The organism is Streptomyces sp. Act143, assembly GCF_003143935.1.
Classification (GTDB): Bacteria; Actinomycetota; Actinomycetes; order Streptomycetales; family Streptomycetaceae; genus Streptomyces.
In genome coordinates this window covers 8,333,507-8,354,272 of record NZ_QFRX01000001.1, presented here as the reverse complement: position 1 = coordinate 8,354,272, position 20,766 = coordinate 8,333,507, and the positions used below count along the sequence as shown (strand labels likewise).

Annotated in this window: 17 protein-coding genes; 5 read left to right on the top strand and 12 right to left on the bottom strand. The window is 70.1% G+C overall.

Annotation, left to right across the window (positions count from 1 at the left end; translation table 11 throughout):
* Positions 1 to 95: 95 nt before the first annotated feature.
* Together DI272_RS38180 and DI272_RS46095 are read right to left on the bottom strand one after the other, a co-directional pair.
* Entirely contained in the window at positions 96 to 869 is a 774-nt protein-coding gene (locus tag DI272_RS38180) for a calcium-binding protein (protein ID WP_109499747.1), read from the bottom strand.
* A 501-nt stretch (positions 870 to 1,370) separates the two neighbouring features.
* Complete coding sequence (locus tag DI272_RS46095) at positions 1,371 to 2,066, bottom strand: CBS domain-containing protein (protein WP_309221687.1); 696 nt, start codon at positions 2,064 to 2,066, stop codon at positions 1,371 to 1,373.
* A 249-nt stretch (positions 2,067 to 2,315) separates the two neighbouring features.
* Here DI272_RS46095 and DI272_RS38170 point away from each other — a divergent pair, with 249 nt between their 5' ends.
* A complete protein-coding gene (locus DI272_RS38170; RefSeq protein ID WP_375138091.1) occupies positions 2,316 to 2,624 on the top strand; it encodes a hypothetical protein in 309 nt (102 codons plus the stop codon).
* Between the two features lie 448 nt (positions 2,625 to 3,072).
* On the opposite strand, the gene DI272_RS38165 is transcribed toward DI272_RS38170, so the two are convergent.
* A complete protein-coding gene (locus tag DI272_RS38165; RefSeq protein WP_109501258.1) occupies positions 3,073 to 3,651 on the bottom strand; it encodes a TetR/AcrR family transcriptional regulator in 579 nt (192 codons plus the stop codon).
* Positions 3,652 to 3,739: 88 nt separating this feature from the next.
* On the opposite strand from DI272_RS38165, the gene DI272_RS38160 reads away from it, so the two are divergent.
* Positions 3,740 to 4,621 carry an SDR family oxidoreductase gene (locus tag DI272_RS38160; protein WP_109499746.1) on the top strand — a complete coding sequence of 294 codons (882 nt, stop codon included), beginning with the start codon at positions 3,740 to 3,742 and terminating at the stop codon, positions 4,619 to 4,621.
* Positions 4,622 to 4,805: 184 nt separating this feature from the next.
* Here DI272_RS38160 and DI272_RS38155 read toward each other — a convergent pair whose 3' ends face one another.
* The 8 genes from DI272_RS38155 to DI272_RS38120 form a co-directional block, all read right to left on the bottom strand.
* Positions 4,806 to 6,365, bottom strand: coding sequence for a multicopper oxidase family protein (locus DI272_RS38155; RefSeq protein WP_109499745.1), 1,560 nt, complete (start codon positions 6,363 to 6,365; stop codon positions 4,806 to 4,808).
* The gene (locus DI272_RS38150; RefSeq protein ID WP_109499744.1) at positions 6,362 to 6,742 is read right to left on the bottom strand and encodes a hypothetical protein; all 381 of its coding nucleotides are present in this window, start codon (positions 6,740 to 6,742) and stop codon (positions 6,362 to 6,364) included. The genes DI272_RS38155 and DI272_RS38150 overlap by 4 nt, the downstream gene beginning before the upstream one ends.
* The gene (locus DI272_RS38145) at positions 6,742 to 7,299 is read right to left on the bottom strand and encodes a hypothetical protein (protein WP_109499743.1); all 558 of its coding nucleotides are present in this window, start codon (positions 7,297 to 7,299) and stop codon (positions 6,742 to 6,744) included. The genes DI272_RS38150 and DI272_RS38145 overlap by 1 nt, the downstream gene beginning before the upstream one ends.
* Before the next feature lie 152 nt (positions 7,300 to 7,451).
* On the bottom strand, positions 7,452 to 8,804 hold the full coding sequence (locus DI272_RS38140; protein ID WP_109499742.1) for a carotenoid oxygenase family protein: 1,353 nt from the start codon (positions 8,802 to 8,804) through the stop codon (positions 7,452 to 7,454).
* A 61-nt stretch (positions 8,805 to 8,865) separates the two neighbouring features.
* The gene (locus DI272_RS38135) at positions 8,866 to 10,704 is read right to left on the bottom strand and encodes an MFS transporter (RefSeq protein WP_109499741.1); all 1,839 of its coding nucleotides are present in this window, start codon (positions 10,702 to 10,704) and stop codon (positions 8,866 to 8,868) included.
* Positions 10,705 to 11,111: 407 nt separating this feature from the next.
* A complete protein-coding gene (locus DI272_RS38130; protein ID WP_219933870.1) occupies positions 11,112 to 13,133 on the bottom strand; it encodes an ATP-binding protein in 2,022 nt (673 codons plus the stop codon).
* Positions 13,126 to 14,757 carry an FAD-dependent oxidoreductase gene (locus tag DI272_RS38125; protein ID WP_109499739.1) on the bottom strand — a complete coding sequence of 544 codons (1,632 nt, stop codon included), beginning with the start codon at positions 14,755 to 14,757 and terminating at the stop codon, positions 13,126 to 13,128. The genes DI272_RS38130 and DI272_RS38125 overlap by 8 nt, the downstream gene beginning before the upstream one ends.
* A gap of 114 nt (positions 14,758 to 14,871) precedes the next feature.
* Positions 14,872 to 16,920 carry an AAA family ATPase gene (locus tag DI272_RS38120; protein ID WP_181387448.1) on the bottom strand — a complete coding sequence of 683 codons (2,049 nt, stop codon included), beginning with the start codon at positions 16,918 to 16,920 and terminating at the stop codon, positions 14,872 to 14,874.
* Between the two features lie 387 nt (positions 16,921 to 17,307).
* Here DI272_RS38120 and DI272_RS38115 point away from each other — a divergent pair, with 387 nt between their 5' ends.
* Positions 17,308 to 18,312: a hypothetical protein gene (locus tag DI272_RS38115; RefSeq protein ID WP_109501257.1), complete on the top strand. Its 1,005-nt coding sequence runs from the start codon at positions 17,308 to 17,310 to the stop codon at positions 18,310 to 18,312.
* A gap of 103 nt (positions 18,313 to 18,415) precedes the next feature.
* Here the strand turns inward: DI272_RS38115 and DI272_RS38110 are convergent, their stop codons facing one another.
* A complete protein-coding gene (locus tag DI272_RS38110) occupies positions 18,416 to 19,039 on the bottom strand; it encodes a hypothetical protein (RefSeq protein WP_109499737.1) in 624 nt (207 codons plus the stop codon).
* A 399-nt stretch (positions 19,040 to 19,438) separates the two neighbouring features.
* Here DI272_RS38110 and DI272_RS38105 point away from each other — a divergent pair, with 399 nt between their 5' ends.
* A complete protein-coding gene (locus DI272_RS38105) occupies positions 19,439 to 20,125 on the top strand; it encodes a DUF4097 family beta strand repeat-containing protein (protein WP_109499736.1) in 687 nt (228 codons plus the stop codon).
* A 302-nt stretch (positions 20,126 to 20,427) separates the two neighbouring features.
* Positions 20,428 to 20,766 (top strand): hypothetical protein (locus tag DI272_RS44960; protein ID WP_219933869.1); only part of this gene is annotated, 339 nt, incomplete at its 3' end.

The following is a 20,766-nucleotide window of genomic DNA, read 5'->3' as shown; positions in this document are numbered from 1 at the left end:
CGGGCCTCGATCCAAGGCCCGCCAGGCCGCTGAAGCCGTGGGGGCGAGCCCGTTTCCGGCCGGCGCTGACCGCGGCCGAAGCGGGCGTCGACTGACTACTTGGTGTCGACGTAGTCGCCGGTGGCCTTTGCGGAGGCTGTCGTGGTGGTGCCCGCGAAGGCGTAGCGCCAGTAGCCGTCGGAGAAGGCGGTCACCGTGGTGCGCAAGCTGCCAGTGCTGCTGGTGGTGATGGTCTTGACGGTGGTGTAGGTGCTCGTGCCCGCCTTGCGGAACTGCAGCTTCACCGACTGACCGGCGTATCCGTGGTACGCGTTGTCGTCCCAGTTGGCACGGCTGAGTTTGCCGGTCACGGTCAGGGTCCCGCCCTTGCGGACCGGTTCGGGCGAGGCGTCGGTCGTGAGCTTGGCGTACCGCTTGACGTAGAACTTGTCCTGGTTGTTCCGCGTCACGACGTCATGGTCCTTGGAGCTGATCTCCATGTAGGCGTTCCAACCACCCGCCTGCGCGTTGTCCAGCCCGACGCGGCCCTCCGCGGATCCCGGGTCCATGACATAGCTCATCGAGCAGGTGGCGGTGGTGGCGTTGACGGCCTTGCAGCCCAGGTTTTCGTGGTACCCGAAGCCGGTAGCGGTGGTCGTGCTCCACACGTCGGAGTAGGCCCCGTTGATGCCGGAGCTGTCCGTGGCGGTGATTGCCAGGATGAAGGTCTTCATCGTCGTGGTACCGACGACAACGGACTTACCGCCGTTGATCGACACGTTCGTGATCTTCAGGTCTCCGTCACCGGTCACGGCCTCGGCGGCCGGTCCGGTCAGAGCCGAGAGCGCCACCGTACTGGGCAGCAAAATGCCGACGGCAAGCTTGCGCATGTAATCCCCCACAGGGCACGCCCACCGTCCTGCGTGTCGACGGTGGGAAGAACAGGTGTGCGGAGTGTAGAGGCCCACCCGCAGGTCGGCCCAATCTCCGCATGCTGCCGGGAAGTGGCGTGTGGCCGTGTGTGACCGGCAGCTTGCGTGCTTCTTCGGGTGCGTCTTTGCTGCATGGGTCGTCAGATGCTGTGGGCGCCTGGCGGCACTCCGTTGGCAGTGCGGTACTCACAGAAGGCTTGCGCATCCGGAGACGGTGCCGGTCGTGGTGGCGCGCGAGCACCAGCTCGCCATCGCCCCCAAGACCACCCGCCTCTTCAGCGAGCCCGGCACTCTGGCCACAATCGCCCAATCCGCCCGCGACCGGTTCGAGGCGCACTTCGCCGGACTCACCGCCAACACCCGCCGCCTCGGAAGACGTAACCGCAACTTCCGGTACCCGGCGGCCTCAGGCCGGGGGCTCGATCGTCGGGAGCCCCCGGGCGATGATCCTGCCGTGTGTCACAGGGCGGCAAGGATGATCTTTTCGAAGTGCCCTACTTCCTCCTCGGACAGATTTCGGGCGAGATCGGCCTCACTGATGATCCCGACCGGCTGCCCGCTCTTCCCTACCACCGGCAGTCGGCGCACCAGGTGGTCCTCCATGGCCTCCAGCACCTCGCTCACGTCCGCCGCGGGCCCGACACTGAACAACGTCTGATCCTCGGCCAGCTCCCCTGCAGTCATGGTCTGCGGATCGCGGCCCTGCGCCACGCACTCGACCACGATGTCCCGGTCCGTAACGATGCCGCGGACGTGCTGGTTTTTCCCGCAGATCAGCAGCGAGCCGATCTCCTGGTCTGCCATGCGCTGTGCGGCGTTCAGCAGCGTCTCCTGCTCGCCGACGCACTCGGCGCCCAGGTGCATGATGTCCCGTGCTGCCGTCTTCTTCACCCTCCGCTCGCTTTTGAGACCGTAGCTGTGGTCCGAGGGGTTGATCCAGCGCAGCAACGGCGCGGCAGCGGCGGCGAGTGCCCCGTATAGCCACATCTGCCAGTTGCCGTAGTGAGCACTGCCGCCGGCGGCCAGGTCGGCAAGCATCAGGCCGAGGAAAGTCGCGACGGCGGCGCGCAGGAAGGTGCCGAGCATGGTGTTGCCGATCTTCGCCAGCCAGCGGTGCACGAGGCCATCGCCACTGGCGGGGTTGGGTTCAGGCATGGCAGGTCATCCTTCCGATCCCTAGTACGGGCAGGTGAGTCTGCTCGCTACCACTGTCTGCACGGAGCGGGGCTGGCAGCTAGGGCACCGCGGGGTCCGCCGGGTGGGCACAGGGCCCTGTTTCCAGGGCCGAATGGCCCTTTCGTGTGGGCAAAGGGCCCTTTGAGGCGGGGAGGGCACTGCAGTCGCATGGGATGGGACGCCGGGAGCGCAACACGTCCTGTGCCTCCTGTGCAGAAGAGGGGAACGATGTTCGTTCGACTCAAGACCTACGACGGACTGCACTACGCGTCCGCCGAGGATAGGGCGGCGCCGCCAGCGCGACGCGCCTGCCGCCCGAACATGCGCATTGCCGGGCGTCGGTGGGCGATTGAGGAAGGCTTCCAGGCCGCGAAGAACGAGTGCGGCCTGGACCAGTACGAAGTCCGCCGCTACGTCGGCTGGATGAGGCACATCACCCTGGCCATGATTGCGCATGCCTTCATCGCGGACATGGCAGCACAGGCAGTGGCAAAGGGGGATGCAGAAGCGGTTCCACCCTGGTTTCGCTCACCGTGACAGAAGCCCGCCGTCTGCTGGCAACTGGCCCCTCACACCGGCCCAGCCCGCCACTTCACATCCATGGGCCTAGATGGTCGCATTTGTCGCAATGTTCCGGTCACCAGGGCGTGCGCGGGGGTGAAGTCGGTGGCGGTGGTGAAACGGCGGCCGAGGGTCGCCTGGCCTGCGCCTGGGTTCTTGCGTTCGGTGACGGTGGCGGGCAGCAGGGGCGGGGAGGACGATCGCGGCGTAGCCGTAACTGGCGTCGCCGTACGGGCCGTTGAGGAGTTCGTCGCCCTCGGTGAGGGCCTGGATGCAAGTGGGGTCGAGCAGGACGCGGATCACTCGGTTTGCTGTTCCTGTCCGAGGCGCTGCAAGAAGGCACGGGCTCGGGCTCGGGCCTCGTCGGAGACGGTGGTGCCGGTGTTTCCAGGAGGGCGGCTTGATGCCGGTGACCTGGGGTCGGTCAGCCCAGTGAGGTGCTTGCTGCGCGTAGTTCGTTCAGGGCCGCCAGGGTGTGAACGGCGAGCTCGTCCTTGTCGTCGCGGTCGGCTTCGGACCATTGGGCGTATCCGCGTTTGAAGGCGAGGACGCCCAGTTCGCCCGCCAGGGCCGCGATCGGGTCGGGGGTGCCGCGGGCGGTCAGGGCGTTCGTCATCGCGGCTGCGAGGCTGACGCTCTTGAGGGCGTCGCGTTCCTGGAGTTCGGCGCTGGCGGCGACGGCTGCCTTCAGGCGCGGGGCGAGTTCGCGGCTCATGGGGCCCATGGCGCTGGATGCGCGTTCCAGGCCGGCGGCGACCGCTTCGAGTGGGCTGGCGTCGGCGGGGGCTTCGGCGATTCCCTCGGTCAGCAGTCTGCTCAGGGTCTCCTGGCCGGCCACCAGCAGCTCGCGCTTGTCGGGGAAGTGCCGGAAGAAGGTGCTCTTGGTGACTCCTGCGCGTTCGGCGATCTGCGCGACCGTCGTGGCGTCGTACCCCTGCTCGGTGAACAGGTCGACGGCAGCCACTACGAGGCGTTCGCGGGCGCCTGGTTCCCATCTGGCCATGGTCGCCATCCTAAGTGATGGGACTCTTGTCCCGTCACTGGAGTAGGGTGATGGGACAAGAGTCCCATCACTCCTGGGGAGCTTTCCCATGCGCGTTTTCGTCACCGGTGGCACCGGTCTGATCGGTTCCGCCGTCGTCGCCGAACTGCTCGGCAACGGTCACACCGTCCTCGCACTCGCTCGCTCCGACGCATCCGCGCAGGCCGTGGAGGCGGCCGGTGCCGAGGCCCTGCGGGGGTCCCTCGCCGACCTGGACAGTCTGCGCGCCGGTACCGCCCGGGCCGACGGGGTGATCCACCTCGCTTTCGGCCACGACTTCAGCAGCGCCGACGCCGTCGCGAAGTCGGTCGCGGAGGAGGGTGCCGCCCTCGCGGCTCTCGGCGATGCGCTCGTCGGCACCGGCCGTCCCTTCGTCACCTGCTCGGGTACGCCCCACGTCCCCGGCCGCGCCTCCACCGAGGCCGACCCGCTGATGACCGAGGGGCCGGTCGGCGGTCGCGGGCGTTCCGTCATGTCGGTTCTGGGGCTGTCCTCGCGCGGAGTCCGCAGCAGTGCCGTACGGCTGCCGCGGACCGTGCACAACCAGGGGTTCGGCGGGTTCGCCGGGCTGCTGACGGACATCGCTCGCCGCAGTGGGGTGTCCGGTTATCCCGGTGACGGCGCGCAGCGCTGGCCGGCCGTGCACGCGCTCGACGCGGCCGTCCTCTTCCGGCTCGCCCTGGAACGGGCGGAAGCGGGTACCTCCTGGCATGCCGTGGCCGACGAAGGGGACGCGGTTCGCGACATCGCCGCGGTCATCGGCCGGCGGCTGGGGGTGCCGGTGGAGTCGGTGCCGGCGGAGACCTACGGTCCCCTCGGCCAGATCTTCGCGAGCGACCAGCCCTCGTCCAGCGCGTACACCCGGCAGGCACTCGGCTGGGAGCCCAAGCATCCCAGCCTGTTGGAGGATCTGGAGAACGTCCAGCCCTGATCGGCGACGCATCCGGTTCGATCGAAGCCCGCCAAGCCGACGGCCCGCTGCGAACCGGTCCCGCCCATCCCCCGACGCCACCTTCTCGTCCAGAGCCGGTCGGGCAGGTCCCGTCAGGGGGTGCCGGTGTGGATCCGGGGCAGCAGCCCGTTGATCACCGTGGGTGATCACGCCGGCGCCCGCCTCAGGCGACTTGGAGCGTGGCCATCATGGCCATGTCCTCGTGCTCGAGGTTGTGGCAGTGGGCGAGGTAGCGGCCTCGGTAGGCGTCGAAGCGGACGGCGAGGTGGATCTCGGCGCCGGGTGAGAGTTCCACGGTGTCCTTCCAGCCCCCGTCGTAGGGGCCCGGCCCCGCGGAGCCGCGGCCGAGCACCTGGAAGAAGGCTCCGTGCAGGTGGAAGGGGTGTCGCTCGACGCTGAGGACAGTCCAGTGCTCGGTGGTGCCGAAAGCCGGCCGCAGGTGCGGGACGGCAGGATCGAAGGGTCTGCCGTTGATCTGCCACTGGGAACCGTTGCGGGAGAAGACCAGTTGGCGGTGGGCGCCGTCCGGTGTGAGCGGAGGGACGTCGGACAGCCGCTCGGGGATCGCGGAGTCGTCCGCGGCCTTGCGGGTCACATGGAACCTCATGACGCGGCCGGCCCGGCCGGTGTCGGCGAGGTTGACGAGAGTGACGGTGGAGCCGACGGCGTAACGGGAGAAGTCGACGACGACGTCGAAGCGTTCGGCCGGCGAGATCCGCAGCGTGGTGTGGCGCACGGGCGCTTCGAGGAGGCCACCGTCCCCGCCGATCTGGAGGAACCGGCTGTCCGCGGGGCCGTCGAGGCGCAGTTCGTAGCGGCGGGCGTTGGAGGCGTTGACCAGCCTCAGCCGGTAGCGGACGGCCGCGACTTCCAGGTAGGGCCATGGGGCGCCGTTGACGAGGATCACGTCGCCCTGGGCACCGCCCATGACGGACTCGTCGGTGCCCGGGGCACCGAGCAGGGTCGGATCGGTGGCGGGGTAGGCGAGTTGCCCGTCGGCGTCGAAGGCCCGGTCGCACAGGAACAGGGGGATCTCCTGGTCGCCGCGCGGCAGGGGGAGCCGGTCCTCCTCCTCGTCGCGGACGACACACATCCCGGCAAGTCCCTTCCAGACCTGAGCTCCGGTGAAGTCCATGCGGTGGTCGTGGTACCAGAGCATGCCGGCGCGCTGCCGCATGGGGAAGGTGTAGGTGCGCTGGTGGGTGCTCACCTGGGCGAGCGGGTCGTGCATCGTGGTGTGCCCGGAGTGGTGGCCGCCGCCGCGGTGACCGGCGGCGAGACGGGCGAGGCTTCGGGGGTAGAGCAGGTCGGTGGGGAAGCCGTCCTGTGCGGGTGGGGTGATCCCGCCGTGCAGGTGCGTGGCGGTGGGGACGGGCAGCAGGTTGGTCTGGCGCAGGACCAACGGGGTGCCGGACCGGGCCGTCAGACAGGTGCCGGGGAAGGTTCCGTCGTAGCCCCAGATGGTGGTGGCGTAGCCCGGCAGGATCTCGGCGGTGGACTCCCTGAGGGTCATGTCGTAGTGGTCGCCGGCGGCGGAGGAGCGGACGGGCTTGGCCGGGGTGGGGACGGGCAGGGGCACCGTGTAGGGCTTGGGGAGCCGGGCGGCGCTGGTGAGGGTGCCGGGCCCGATGGAGCCCCCGTTGCCCGCGCAGGCGCTGAGGACCGTGGGGGCCAGGGCGAGGCCCGCGCCCTTGAGCAGGCTGCGGCGGGTGAGGCTGGTCATGTGCGGTCCTCTTGGACGGACTTGACGGACTTGGCGGCGAGGACGAGAGGCAATGTGGCGATCACGGCGGCGAACAGGCCGACGCCGAGCGGGATGTGCAGCCACATGACGTGGTCCATACCGGCGGTCAGCTGCACGATCTCCAGCACGAAGACGGTGGCCGCGATGGGCAGGACGTAGGGTCCGGCCAGGCGCTTGCGCCGGGCGACCGCGGCCATGACGGCCAGCACGAGGGCGAGGGTGCTGACGATGGCGGCGTTGTCGCCGTGGCTGCCGATGGCGTTGTCGCGTCCGGACAGGAACATGCCGGCGAGGATCGGCTGCACGGCGTAGGCGACCGCGTGGAGGACGGCGGTGACGCGCAGGGCGATGAGCATCAGTGCGCTCCGCTCGGGCTCAGCGGGTGGCGGGCCGTGAGTCGGGCCGCGGCCAGTCCGGCCAGGTGTCCGCAGATCAGCAGGGCGATTCCGGTGAGCAGACCGGGCTTGCCGAACATGCACACCGCGAGGGCCGCGAGGATGCCGGTCCGGGTGAGGACGGAGTTCCACAGGCGCGGGTCGTGGATACGGGCGGCGAGCCCGGCGGGGAGTTCGTCCCCGGCCTCGCGGGCGCCCGCGACCATACGGCGCAGGTCCTTGCCGGTCAGGGGTTCGCCGAGGAGGACGAGTACGACCCAGCCGACGATCCCGGTGATGATCCAGCCCTCCCACGACCAGGCGGTGACGGCCAGGGTGAGACCGGCGGCCAGGGAGGCGAGCCTGCCCCAGACGCCGAAAACTGCCGACGCCTCCAGGGCTTTCAGTCCCTCCCTGGCCTGCTGGGTGGTGCCGGCGCCTCGTAGCGCGAGCACTCCGATCCAGTCGGTGACGAGGGCGGTGAGGATGGTGACAGCGGCGAGCACGTGGACGGCGAGGAGGATGGCGTCCAGGGACATGCGAGGTCCTTTCTCGGGGTGGCTTTCTCGGGGTGGCTTTCTCGAGGTGGCTTTCTCGGGGTGGCTTTCTCGGGGTGGCTTTCTCGGGGTGGCTTTCTCGGGGTGGCTTTCTCGGGGAGGGGGCGGCCCGCGAGGGCCGCCCCCGGGGCGGACTACAGGTCGGCGTCGGGGATCCAGGAGCCGTGGATGCCTCCGGTGACACGGCGCGGCAGGTGGACCGCGGCGACCTGGTCGAGTCCGGAGGCGTCCAGGACCAGGAGGCGGGAGGAGTCCTGCTTGAGGTCGGAGACGACGGTCAGGAGATAGCCGTCGTCCTCGTTGGTGGCGCCGGCGGCGGGCACGAACACCGCCTCGCTGGGCAGGCGGGCGTCGCCGGCCTGGTGGACGCGGCGGGCACCGGTGGAGCGGTCGTACTTGACGATGCCGTAGCCGCCGTTGCCGTCCTGATCGGGGAAGGAGACGGCGTACTGGTAGCGGTTCTCGACGCCCAGGTAGTCCTCGTTGAGGGTCGGGAACTCCACGGCGAGGTCGTCGATGATCTGCTCGTCGACGCTGCCGCGCTCCAGGTCGATCACCCAGCGGCGGGTGTAGGAGCGGGTGTTGGGCTCGGTTCCGCGGCCGGGAGCGCCGACCCACCAGTTCCAGGACAGCTGGAAGCCTTCCCGGTCGACGGTGGGGCCTTCCAGGACGATGCGGCCGTGGGCGTCCTCGTAGGCGTTGGAGGCGTGGAGCATGTTGCCGGGCTCGATGGAGAGCCACCGGATCCGGCCGGCGCCGTCGGCGGTACGGGGCATGACACCGATGCGGGAGGGCTGTTCGTCGCTCCACGCGTAGGGGATGCCGGAGTGCTCGGTGGGGTCGAAGGTGACCGACCCTTCGACGAACACCACGTGGTGGCGGGTGAGGGCGAAGTCGTGCTTGAGGGAGGCGGTGGCACCGGGTATCTCGGCGCTGTGGATGATCTGGCCCTTGGCATCGGCGATGTAGTAGATGAGATACGGCGGGAACGGCGAGGAGCCGAAGAAGTGGAGTTCGCCGGTGACCGGATCCGTCTTGGGGTGGGCGGTCATCGCGCTGCGCAGTGTGCCGTCGAAGTCGTAGGCGCCGACGGTCTCCAGGTCGGCGTTCAGCTCGAACGGGAAGTTCGCCTCGCACAGCGCCAGGAGGCGTCCGCCGTGCTCGATGACGTGGGTGCCGGCGGGGCTGGCGGTCAGGTCGGGGCCGTGCTCGGTCATGTAGGGGGCGCCGTCGAGGGCGGGGGTGCGGACCCAGCGGTTGCGGTACCACTCGGCCCTGCCGTCACGCAGCCTGACGCCGTGGACCATGCCGCTGCCCTTGAACCAGTGGGTCGGGGTGACGCCCGGCTTGGGGTTGTGGCTGTTGCGGACGAGCCGGCCGTTCAGTTCCGGCGGCAGGTGGCCCTCGACGGTCAGGCCCGTGGCGGTGATCTCGTCCACGGCCGGGGCGTAGTGGCCGATCAGATAGGGCTTGTCGTTCGTGCTCATGGTGGATTCCTCTTCCTTGTCCGCGCCACCTGCGGTCGGCGCGCGGGCAGACGGGGCATGGTCAGGCGGTCTGCTCCGCGCGGCCCTTCAGGGCGGCGAGCCAGTTCTCGAGGGAGGCGTGCAGGGCCTGGCCGAGCTGTTCGGTGGCGGCGTCGACGGGGGCGCCGCTCCAGGACTCCTCGGTGCTGACGGTGACGCGGTCGCCGTCGGCGGTGAAGGACCAGACGTGGATGCCGTCGATGCCGCTGGACGGACCGCCCCACACGATGCGCTCGCCGGGGACGACCTCGTAGACGGTGGAGTCGATGTCCAGACCGTGGGTCTTCCAGCGGAAGGAGCTGCCGGGCGCGACGGGGCCGGTCAGGACGGCCTGGTCGATGTCGGCGTTCCAGTTCGGCCAGGCGTCGATGTCGGTGTGCAGTGCCCAGACCTTCTCCAGCGGTGCGTCGATGACGGTGGACAGGCGGACGACCACGGGGGCGGATTCGTCGATGGTGCGCATGGCGGACTTCCTTTCGGGGGAACGGGTGGTGCGGGTCAGGGGGACGGCCAGGAGGGCCGTGGCGAGGAGGACGGCGGCCGAGACGGCGAAGGCGGCGCGGTAGCCGTCGGTGAGGGCTTCCGGGTGCGGGAGGGAGGAGCGGGCGGTGAGGGAGCCGGCGAGGGTGGCCAGGAGCGCGAGGCCGACGGCCCCGCCGACCTGCCGGGTGGTGTTCACCAGTCCGCCGGCGAGACCGGAGTCGGCCTTGGCCACGCCGTCGACGGACACGTCGGTGAGCTGGATGAACGCGATGCTCAGACCGAGCCCGATCAGGACGCTCGGGCCGAGCACGTCGGCGAGGTAGGAGCCGTCGGCGCTGATCCGCGACAGCCACAGCATTCCGGCGGCCTCGACGAGCACTGCGGCCGGCAGGGCACGGGAGACGCCGATCCGGGTGGTGATCCGGGGGGCCAGGGCGGAGCCGAGCATGACGGCGCCGGCGAGCGGGAGCTGACCGAGACCGGTGAGCAGCGGTCCTGCGCCCAGCACTTCCTGCTGATAGAGCGGCAGGAAGAAGAACAGTGCGATCCACACCGATCCGAACAGGGCCATCAGGACGTTGGCCGCGGCCACCCGGCCGCCCTCGAACAGCCGCGCGGGGACCAGCGGGTCGGGGTGGCGTCGTTCGGCGAGCACGAACACGGCGCCGAGGACCGCGGCCAGGGCGAAGGCGCCCTGGACACGTCCGTCGGTCCAGCCCTGCTCGCGTGCCCCGGCCAGTCCCCACACCAGGGCTGTCAGGGACAGGGTGACGGTGAAGGTGCCGAGCAGGTCGAATCGTCCGCCTCCGCGGTCCCGGGATCGCGGAGTGCGGACCGCGACGGCGAGCAGGACGGCGAAGGTTCCGCCGGCGACGGTGAAGAAGAGGGCACGCCAGCCCCAGGTTTGGGCGAGGAGCCCGCCCAGGAGCACCCCGGCGGCGCCTCCCGCGCCCGAGACCGCGCCCCACACCCCGAACGCTTTGCCCCGCCCGGGCCCTGGCGGGAAGAGTCCGAGCAGCACGGCCAGTGCCGCCGGCGCGACGGCCGCCGCGCCCACACCCTGCACGGCCCGGGCGGCGATCAGCACGCCCGCCGACGAGGCCGCGCCCGCCACGGCGGAGGCCGTCCCGAAGACCGCCAGACCGCCCAGCAGACTCCTGCGGTGCCCCAGCAGATCGGCGGCGCGCCCTCCGGCCAGCAGCAGCGCGCCGAAGGCCAGGCCGTAGGCGTTGACGACCCAGGTCGTCGCTCCGTCCGACAGGCCGGCGCCGGTCCGGATCTGCGGAAGCGCCACGTTCACGATCGAGTTGCCGAGCACGACGAGGAACTGCGCCGCGGCCAAGGCCGCGAGCGCTGTGCCCGTGGCTGTCTTGCGCATGACTGAACTCCGTAGGTGGGTGGTGGAACACTCGCTTCGGTGCGAGAGGAAGAGCGGCGCGTGCGCCCGGTCACTGCTCTCCGGCCGGTCACTGCTCTCCGGCCGGTCACTGCTCTCCGGCCGGTCGCCGGACTCCGCAGCAGGGAGGAATCGGTGGACGTCCGCCTGCTCGGCAGCGTCGTGTGGGCTCGTGCGCCCGGGTGTCCAGGTGTCCGGGCCGGTGCGGCGGTGATCTCTGCATGGCCGTCACCGTGCCGTTGATCGGTGTCCGGTTCCCAGCCCGGTCCGGTCCGGGAACCGTCCACTTCTGTCCACGGCTGTCGACGCGTGTCCCTCGCTGTACGCGGCACTTCGCCGCTGGTCGCGGCCACCGTCCGCCGCGGGGCGGGCCGTTCAGTGCGGACCGTTCAGTGCGGGCCGTACATCTCCCGCTGCCACAGCGCCTCGCACAGCAGGTCCAGGCCCTGACGCAGGTGGCGCCGGTAGGTGCCGAACGGCAGGCTCAGCCGCCGGGCGGCGGCCTCCTGGGTGGGCGCGCCGGAGAAGTAGGTGGTGGCCAGGACATCTCTGGCCCGCGCCCCGTGCGGGTTCGCCGCGACCGCTTCCACGGCGTCGCGCAGCAGCGTCCGCAAGTCCTCCACCGGCTCGGCCGAGTCGGCGACGAGCCGGCTGCGCAGCAGCGCGCAGGAGCCGAACACCGACGGTGAACGCCAGTGCCTGAGCGCCTCGCGGACCCCTTGCTCGAAGACGGTGCGGGAGACGCCCGAAGGCCCCGACAGGGCAGGCATCTCGGTGGCGTTGATGAGGTGCCGCAGCCATGACTCGACGGGGATCTTGCGCCAGTCGATGGTGAACAGGCCGTAGGTACGGCCGCCGACGACAGGCCGTTCGCCGCTGTCGGCCAGCACGCCGCGCAACTGCTCGGCCCATGCCTCGTGATCGTGGTAGACGAGGAATCCGTGTGTCCTGCCGCGGGCGCGGGCGGCCTCCGCCTGGACTCGCGAGTTCGCCAGGTCGACGACGCGTGAACGGACCTGGTACAGCTCCGGATAGATCGAGAAGCGGGTGACGGCGATGTGCTCCCCGTCCCGGACGGGCGAGGTCCGCTCGCCGTACTGCCAGGCCGCCGCGACGACCGGATCGCGGGCCACCTCGGTCTCGTCCGGCGGGTACGGAAGCACCAGATGGGCGGTGAAGGCGACGATCCGGCCGGTGGAGATGAGCCGGTAGACACTGAACCGTTCCGGCTGCCGCGCCAGCCAGAACCGCACCAGTTCGGCGGACTCCGGCCCCTCGGTCTCCTCGGCCATGCCGAGGACGAGCGCGTGGTCGGCAGGGTCGAGGACGCTCTCGTGCACCTCGTTGTCGATGGTCGGCCGCACGCGCAGCCGCGCCAGCACCTCGACATCCTGGAACAGGTAGAACAGCTCGTCGGTGATGGCACGGACCCGTTCCTCCGGTGCTTCGCGCAGCAGCCGCAGGTATTCCTCGGCCAGCCGGTGCCGCATCGCGCTGAAGGCGTTGGGGGCCCGCCACCGCAGGTCGGCCATGAGGGTTCCGCGGGCGGCGTCGTGCGGGTACAGGCCCGCCGCCGCCGATTCCATGAACGGCAGGTCACGCAGCCAGGTGAACAGGTCACCGACGTCCTCGTCGGCGAGGACGGCGGCCAGCAGTTCCTCGCTGGTGCAGGGAGCCTGGGCCGCCACTTCCAGTGCACGCCGGTGCGCCGGGGTGGGGACTTCGCCGATCAGCCCGGCGAGCAGGGTGCGCAGTACGTCCGCCGACGGAGTGCCGTCGGCGGAGGTGCTCCCGGCCGCCGCATCCGCGGCGCCCAGTGTGAGCGCCAGCGGGTTGCCGCCCGCGAACCGCAGCACCTGGTTCAGCCGCTCCGGCCGGACGGCCGCCGCGGCCAGCAGATCCAGGGCCTCCCGCTCCGACAGGACGTCCAACTCCCGTACGGCGAGCAGTCCCGACCAGGCGGGGTCGGCCATCCACTGCGGCTGCGGCGCGAACCTGCCCGCCACCACGGCCAGCGCACCGTCGGCCGCCCGCGGCAGGAACCTCTGCCACAGCCAGTCCTCCAGCCACTGGCAGTGTTCGAACGAGTCGAGGAGGAGCACCGTGCCGGGCACGGCCACGAAAGGGGCGGCGGCGCGCTCGAACGCGGCCGGGTCCCGGTCGACGAAGCGCCCGTCGAGCTGCACGACCTGCCGGCCCGCGTCCGCGGCCAAGTCGCCCATGCGCCGCACCAGCGCCGACTTCCCTATCCCGCCGGCGCCGTAGAGGTAGAACGCCAGCGGCCCCTCCTCGTCGCCGCCGAGCGCGGCCTCGAACCGCTGGAGCTCGCGGACCCGTCCGACGAAGGCGCGCTCCCTCGCACGGCTGAGCCGCCCCTTCCAGGACCGGTCCGACAGGGGCGTTTCACTCACCGTCATCGTGACCGCCGTCGATGCCGAAACCGGTCTGACCGGCCGTCATGCTCGTTCCTGTCACCTTCACGGTTCCGGGCGCTGCGCCCGCCGCGGCGGTGCCGCCGGAATCGGTGAAGCACCGTTCCACGGCGCCCACAGCGGCCAGTACCTCGGCGCGGGCCGGTCCCGGCCGGGTCCCGTACCCGTTGCTCGCGCCGTTCGCGCTCATCAGGGCCGCTGCCCTGCCCGACACCGCGGGAGCGGAGAACGCGGCCTCGGGGGCGGCCAGTCCGCACGCCACGTCGGCCATCGCGCGCAGCACGTCGGGGTCGGACAGCTTGAGCGCGTCCAAGGCATTGCCGAGGTGCCAACCGGGGTCCTCGGTCTCGTAACGCCGGCCGGCGAGCAGCGCGTCGATCTCCGCCAGCCGGTGTGTGTCCCAGTGCCGCAGCCGCTGGTGGACCGGCATGACCGTCTGCTCGGTGGCTTCGTCGAAGCGCAGTGCGAGCCCGACCGGGTCCTGTGTGCCGGCTGCGCCGATCACCTCGCTCAGCACGCGCGCATGCGTCAGCCCCAGGGACAGGCCCAGCCCGAACTGCGGGTCGGTGGCCGCCCGGGCGTCTCCCACGCTGAGCAGACCGGTGACCACGGGGACGCCCTCGACGACCGTACGCCGGCTTCGGCTGTGCAGGCCTCCCATCGCCTGGACCCCGGTGAGCGGCTCGCCGTCCGTCCGCCCGGCCAGTGTCGGGAACAGCGCCACGGCCCGTTCCCAGGCCCTTGGGTCGCGCAGGGCCCGCAGGGCCCGGTCCCGGCTGGAGACGACCAGGCTCAGCGACCAGGTGCCGTCATCGCCCGGGAGCACGATGCTGGACAGTCCGTCGTGGTGGACCAGTGGCCAGGCGGCCGGAGGCGGTGGCGTACCGGTGGCGCTGCGGAAGGAACGCGAGTAGTAGACGAACCCGGCATCGGCCTGTTCGCTGACGGGTGGTGGTCCGCCGAGCCGTGCCAGCAGCGCGCCCACGGGTGTGTTCCTGCCGCCCGCGTCCACCACCAGCGGTGCGTGGATCTCCTCGCCGTCCTGCGTGGTGACGCCGACGACGTGCGGGCGTCCGGGTATCCGTTCGGCGCCCGCCAGGAGACCGCTCACCGCGATGTGGCGGCGGACGGTGACTCCGGGGGTCCGCGCGGCGGCCGCGGCGAACGCGGCCTCCAGCACCGGCCGACGGGCGGTGAGTGTGTCGTAGCGCTCGTCGCCGGGGCGGCGCCCCCCGAGCGCGGGCAACCGCCAGGCCCCCTCGAGGATGTTGAGCGAGAGCGCACCGAGCTCCCGCAACTCCGCGACCACGTTCGGCAGGGAAGAGCGCAGCACGGCGGCACCCGCGGGCAGCAGGACGTGCGGCTGGCGAAACTGGTTCACCCCCGGTCTGTGCCACTCCCGCCACGCCCGCCCGACGGCATCCGGACCGCCGGGCTGCGCACCGTCCTTGTCCAGCACGGTCACGACCAGCCCGCGCCCGGCCAGCAGCATCGCCGCCGCCAAGCCGACCGGGCCCGCCCCGATCACGATCACGTCCGTCTGCGTCTGCGTCTGCGTCTGCGTCTGCGTCTGCGTCTGCGTCTGTGTCTGTCTCTGCGTCATGTCGACCTCCTGGACTCTGCGTCCTTCGGAGGTGACTCTCGGCCGCGGTGGTGCTCACCTACGAGACCGGTGACTGCTCACCTGGTGCTCACTTCACGGTCGGTCCACGTGGTGTCACAGGTGGGAGACGGGTAGTGAGCGCTCGGCCGTCTCGCGCTTCCACAGCAGTTCGCACACGCGCTCCAGCCCGCGTTGGCGGTGCCTGCGGTAGGTGCTGTAGGGCAGGCTCAGCCGCTCGGCCGCGATCATCTGGTTGGGCACCCGGTGGAAATAGGTCGTGGCCAGAACGCGGTGCAGCTTGGCTTCGCGCGGGTCGACGCTCAATGAGTCCACGGCATCGGTGAGCAGCTCACGCAGCATCTGCGCGGCGTGCTCGGCGACGTAGCCCGGCTGAATGGTGACCATCCGCGCGCGGCACAGCGGGCTGGCCGCGATGGCGTCCTCGCGGTGCCAGTCGCGCAGCGCGTCGCGTACGGCGGCATCGAACTCGGCGCGCGTCAGCGTGGCGGTGGGGGCGCCGGTCGTGGGCGTGGACGCCTCGTCGGTGAGGCCCCCGGGCTGGGTCCGGTCGAACCAGATCGACAGCGGCGTGGTACGCCAGTCGCACGCGAACAGCGTGTAGGTGTGCCCGTTCGGCCAGTCCAGCGCGGTGGCCGCCTCGTGGCCGAGGTGCTCCATCAGCTGCTCCCACAGCCGCGGGTAGGGGCTGATGATGAACGACCAGGCCAGGCCGGCCGAGCGGATCCAGTCGGCGCAGACGCGCAGCTGCATCAGGTGCAGTACCGGGGAGATCTCGTAGTAGGCGGGCGGGTAGATGAAGAACCGGGCCAGCATGGCGTGCTCGCCCGCACGCAACGGGCTCGTGCGGCCCACGTGTTCCCACATCTGGGCGAGCACCGGGTCGGCGGCCGTCTCGTCGGCGCGTGGTTCCGACAGGCGCAGCCACGTCATGAACGCGACCGGCTCGCCCGTCACCGTCTCCCGGTAGATCCAGAACGCCTCCGGCTGCCGTTCCAGCCAGAAGTCCACGATCGCCGCCGATTCGGGCCCCTCCGCCTGCACTATGAGCCGCCGGACGGCGTCGTGGTCCCCCGGGCGCAGCGTGTCCTCGTGGAAGTCGCCTTCGCGGCGCATCTGGAAGTACGAGCCCATCGACCCGTACCTCTTGATGTAGCTCAGTTCGCGGATCGCCACCATTGCCGCCGCCGGGGACGCGGTACGGGCCTGTTCCAGCAGGTGGTGGCCGACCCGCCGGTGCATCTCCTCGTAGCCCTGCGGGTCACGCCAGCGCAGGTCGGTGTCGATCGCGTCACTCACCAGGTCGTGCAGGAACATCCCCTGCCGGCCCCAGTCGGCGACCGGCAGGCGGCGCAGCCAGGTGAACATCTCGGCGCCCCGGTCCTCCCCCACCACCGCGCGCAGCAGCCCCTCGGTGGTGGTCATCGCGTGCGCCGCCACTTCCAGGGCGAGCCGGTGCACCTGTGTGGGCACCTCCCCCACCAGTTGCGAGAGCAGGAAGGTCAGCACGTCCGGTGTCGGTGCCCAGCGGGCACCGTACCCGTCCGCCGCGACGCTGGCGGCCAGGCTGAGAGCCAGCGGATGACCGCCCGCGAACGCGAGCACCTGCGCCCGCACGGCCGGTGCCACGGCCCGCAGCTCCAGCAGCCGTTCGGCGTCCGACGGGTCGAGGTCGCCCAGCGGTACGACGGCCAGAAGCTCGCTCCACGCCAGCTGGGAGGTCCAGGACGGGCTCGGCCCCTCCCGGCCGGCCACCACCACCAGGGTCTGCTGCGGCAGCGAGGGCAGGAACCGCTCGTAGAGCCACATCTCCAGCCCCTGACAGTGCTCGAACGCGTCGATGAGCAGGACCGCGTCCACCGGCGACCCGGCGGTCTCGGACTCGAATCCCGCGGGAGAGGGGTCGACGAGTCGGCCGTTCACCTCGACGACGGGCCTGCCCGCGTCCCGGCTCTCGTCCGCGAAGCGCCGCAGCAGTGTCGATTTGCCCACCCCGCCCGGACCGTGCACGTAGATGACCGCAGCGGCATCCGCCTCACCGGCCAAAGCCCTGCGGAACACCGCGATCTCCTCGGACCGGCCCACGAAGGCGCGTTCCCGCGCCCATCTCAGACGGTCCGCCAAACTCCCCGAATCCTTGCTCACTGCAGCAATATAGGAGCAGCCCACGCGCCCACATAGTTGCTGCCCCGTCAGGAGTCCTCGCTCCAGGCTCAGGCCAGCACGGCCAACGGGAGTCATCGCAGTCTCGGGCGCGGCATCACGGAAGAGCTGGGTGGACGACGAGGCGGATGTCGCTGCCCCTGAGCGGCGGCAGGGCCATCACCTGGGCGACCGGCCTGGTCAGGCGGTGTGAGACGGGCAGGGGATGTGCGGCGGGCAGGGCAACCCTGTGAGTGGGTGGTGAGTCTTCTGATCGATCACGTTGTGATCGCAGCCACGAGGAGAGACATCATCAACGCCCTACGCAAGACCCTGACCGCCACCGCCGTCGTCGGTGCCGTCCTCGCGGGCTCCGCCGCCTGCGGAACGGTGGAGCAGCTGTCTGCCGGCAGGAAGCTCAACCAGGCCTTCGACAAGCTCGGCGCGAAGAACACGCTCTCCTTCGAGGTCGATCTGAACACGGACGTGGCGTCATTGAAGGCGCTGGACGCCGCGTCCGACCCCGAGCCCGGGGAGGAGATCCCGGACGAGGTCGCCGAGTTGCTCAGCGGCGCGAAGATCGCGGTGACCGTGCAGTCGAAGAAGCCGCTCGAGAAGTCCGGGGAGAAGGACCTCGTCGGCACGGCCGTGAAGGTCAGCACCCCGGACGGCGACCTTGTCGAGTACCGGGTGATCGGCGACTACACCTACATCCGTGCCGACATGGACGCCCTGGGCAAGACGATGCCCATCCCCCTGCCGAACCCTGACGACCTGCCCCCGGAGGCCGGGGCGATGAAGGACGTCATCGAGGGCAAGTGGGTCAAGTTCAACACCAAGGAGATGGACCGGGCCGCCGGCGGCGGGGGCGAGGAGGCCGGGGGCGGTCCCGCGGCGTCCCTCGACGCCAAGACGCAGAAGAAGCTCGTCAAAGCCCTGCGCGAAGTCATCGCCCGCAAGGTGGAGTTCAAGACGACCGGTGGCGAGGACGGCACCGAGCACGTCACCGCCACCGCTCCCTTCCGCACGCTGATCACCGAACTCCTCGGTGAGATCCGGCCCGTGGTCAAGGACCTGCCGCCGGGCATGGAGCTGCCCACGGACAAGGACCTGAAGGACGCTCCCAACGCCAAGGTCACGGCGGACTTCACCCTCAAGAACGGTGAGCTGGCCCAGGTCGACGTCGACCTCGCCAAGCTGGCCGAGAACGCCGACGTGAAGAAGTTCGGCCTGACCCTGCGGATGCGCGAGGGCGCCAGGCCCACCGCCCCGGCCGGTGCCACGACGCTCGACCTGGACGAGCTCATGAACGGCTTCCTCGGCGGGCCGGCGATGGCCGATGGCGATGCCGGGCTCGGCATGAGCGATCTCGCTGACGAGGACACTGCCCTGTAAGGGGCCGTAGGGGGCCTTACAGGGGGTCATAGGAGGGCCGTAGGGGGCGGCTGGCTCTGTAGGGGCGCCGCCGGCCGCGCTTCGGGCGCGGCCGGCCGCCCGCTCAGTACAGCTTGTTGACCGCCGTGGTCGTGGTCTTCTTGAACGCGGTCACAGGCGCGCCCTTGAAGTCGCCCATCTGTCCCCACTGCACGACAGTGACGGTCCTGCCGTCCCGCCCGACCGACAGCAGGTCGACGTCGTTCGCGCCCCAGGACGTCTCGGTGTGCAGGCCGCGGACGCGGGCGCCCTCCTCGACCTTCAGCTTCCCGTAGTCCCGGCCCTCGGCCTTGGTGTCCGGCGAGGCCTTCTCGATGCGCTCGGCGCAGGTGCGGATCAGGTCGTCGTAGTGCTTCGCCAGGGCCTTCGCCTGGGCGGCCGTGCCCGTCACCACCGTCAACTGCACGGCACTGGCGTCCAGGTCGGTGCGGAAGGTGCGGTGCCGGTAGTCGTAGGAGAGCACGCCCTCCGTGCTCACACAGAAGCCGAGTTCCTCCGGGAACCCTTCGGTGACCGGCCCGGCCGTCCACGACGACGACGGGTGCGGCGGCAGCTGGGACGCCGACAGGAACTTCGGCGCGGCGGCCTTCGGCGCGGCGCCCGCGGAGGGTGCGGTCAGCAGGGTGCCCGCCGCGAGGGCGGCGACGGTGAGTGCGGTGAGGGCGTTCGCTCGGATGCGCATGGACATGGGTGTTCCCCCGTACGTAGGTGCGTGGATGCGGATGCCGCGGCGAGGCCGGCTGGTCAGTGCGGGCCTGTCGGGGCGACACCCAGAGCATCAGCGATCACAGCAGCCGGGCGCAACAACCTACGGCCGATCAGACAGGGTGGAACCATCCCACCCCCTCTGACCTGCACGTATATCCAGTACCTGGGATAGCCGCTCCGGGCGTGCGCTCTTGCGTTCACTTTCATCTCATTGCAACACTTGTTGTCTGGTTCGTTGCGTTCTATCTATAGGTGTTGCAACGATTTATAGGGTTTGAGCTGCACAGATTGGGTTTCTGCGCAACTTCTCTGTAGCCGATTTCCTGAATGCAACGTAGCGTTTCCTTCATCAGAAACAACGAGTCGAAGGAATGACGACATGCAGCAGAAGCTGAGCACCGCGCAGAAGTTCGACACCCCCGCCCCCATCGCGGCCCTCCTGGACATCCCCGCCGGGCGCATCCAGGTCATCGCCGCCGAGCGTGCCGACACCGTCGTCGAGGTCCGGCCCGTGCACCCCGGCAAGAGCCGGGACGTGAAGGCGGCCGGGCAGATCCAGGTCGGGTACGAAGACGGCGTCCTGCGCGTCACGGCGCCGGCGGCGAAGAACCAGTACCTCGGCCCCTCCGGAGCCGTCGAGGTCACCGTTCAGCTGCCCGCCGGTTCGCGCGTCGAGGCCAAGGCCGCGGCTGCCGAGTTCCGTGGGGTCGGGCGGCTCGGCGACGTGGTCTTCGACGGCGGGCAGGGGCAGGTCAAGATCGACGAGGCCGGCGACACACGCCTCACCGTCCTCGACGGGGACGTCCTCCTCGGCCGACTGGTCGGTGACGCGAAGATCAGCACCCAGCGGGGCGACCTGACCATCGCCGAGGCCCACCAGGGTGCCGTCGAACTCACCACCCAGCACGGCGACATCACCGTCAGCGCCGCCCGCGGCATCTCCGCCGCGCTCGACGCCGGCACCTCCTACGGCCGGGTCAGCAACAGCCTCAGCAACGGTGCCGGTGCCGGCCTGACCATCCGCGCCACCACGTCCTACGGCGACATCACCGCCCGCAGCCTCTGACAAGGAGCACGCGCCTGGCGACTCTGAGAAGCTGTGTCAGAACCGGTGATCTGTGACGCTCCGTGAAACTCCGCCAGTGTCCGTCCGTTGCGCGTTGATATGGCTGGAGCCTTGGTCGCGAACGATGTTCAACGTGGCGACGGTGACTATCGCGACCACCGGCGCAAGCAGACACTCAGGTCTCGACCGGAGACATCGGTGTAGGCAGATTCACTCCGTCACCACCCAGCGCAACGCTGATACGTCTACGCCGTTTAAGTAACCCAATCCTAGGTTGTTCGAGCTGGCCCAATAAGCCCTCAATGAGATATGCCAGTCAACCGTTCAGACTCAATATCAATGATCCACCCGGGGAAGAAGATGTGAGTCTCCCCGCCCTCTTGCGCGATATGAATATCGCGACCATCCTCCTCCTGACGAGCTCAGGGGGAGGTCCTGCTATGCGTTCCTTGGGTGATCATTTCTATACCACGTCTGCAGCGGAGCGCGCCAATGCCGTATCCAGCCTTGGATACGTAGATGAAGGCATAGCCTGCTGGACGCCGAGCGCCGCCACCGGAATAGACCATACCGCTCTGTTCCGGATGTTCAGTCCGGCCAGCGGGGATCACTTCTACACGACCGACGTGGGAGAACGAGAC

Excerpts from the sequence above, each read along its gene's own strand:
- DI272_RS38180 (WP_109499747.1), bottom strand. The coding sequence starts at position 869 with ATGCGCAAGCTTGCCGTCGGCATTTTGCTGCCCAGTACGGTGGCGCTC.
- DI272_RS46095 (WP_309221687.1), bottom strand. The coding sequence starts at position 2,066 with ATGCCTGAACCCAACCCCGCCAGTGGCGATGGCCTCGTGCACCGCTGG.
- DI272_RS38170 (WP_375138091.1), top strand. The coding sequence starts at position 2,316 with ATGTTCGTTCGACTCAAGACCTACGACGGACTGCACTACGCGTCCGCC.
- DI272_RS38165 (WP_109501258.1), bottom strand. The coding sequence starts at position 3,651 with ATGGCCAGATGGGAACCAGGCGCCCGCGAACGCCTCGTAGTGGCTGCC.
- DI272_RS38160 (WP_109499746.1), top strand. The coding sequence starts at position 3,740 with ATGCGCGTTTTCGTCACCGGTGGCACCGGTCTGATCGGTTCCGCCGTC.
- DI272_RS38155 (WP_109499745.1), bottom strand. The coding sequence starts at position 6,365 with ATGACCAGCCTCACCCGCCGCAGCCTGCTCAAGGGCGCGGGCCTCGCC.
- DI272_RS38150 (WP_109499744.1), bottom strand. The coding sequence starts at position 6,742 with ATGCTCATCGCCCTGCGCGTCACCGCCGTCCTCCACGCGGTCGCCTAC.
- DI272_RS38145 (WP_109499743.1), bottom strand. The coding sequence starts at position 7,299 with ATGTCCCTGGACGCCATCCTCCTCGCCGTCCACGTGCTCGCCGCTGTC.
- DI272_RS38140 (WP_109499742.1), bottom strand. The coding sequence starts at position 8,804 with ATGAGCACGAACGACAAGCCCTATCTGATCGGCCACTACGCCCCGGCC.
- DI272_RS38135 (WP_109499741.1), bottom strand. The coding sequence starts at position 10,704 with ATGCGCAAGACAGCCACGGGCACAGCGCTCGCGGCCTTGGCCGCGGCG.
- DI272_RS38125 (WP_109499739.1), bottom strand. The coding sequence starts at position 14,757 with ATGACGCAGAGACAGACACAGACGCAGACGCAGACGCAGACGCAGACG.
- DI272_RS38110 (WP_109499737.1), bottom strand. The coding sequence starts at position 19,039 with ATGTCCATGCGCATCCGAGCGAACGCCCTCACCGCACTCACCGTCGCC.
- DI272_RS38105 (WP_109499736.1), top strand. The coding sequence starts at position 19,439 with ATGCAGCAGAAGCTGAGCACCGCGCAGAAGTTCGACACCCCCGCCCCC.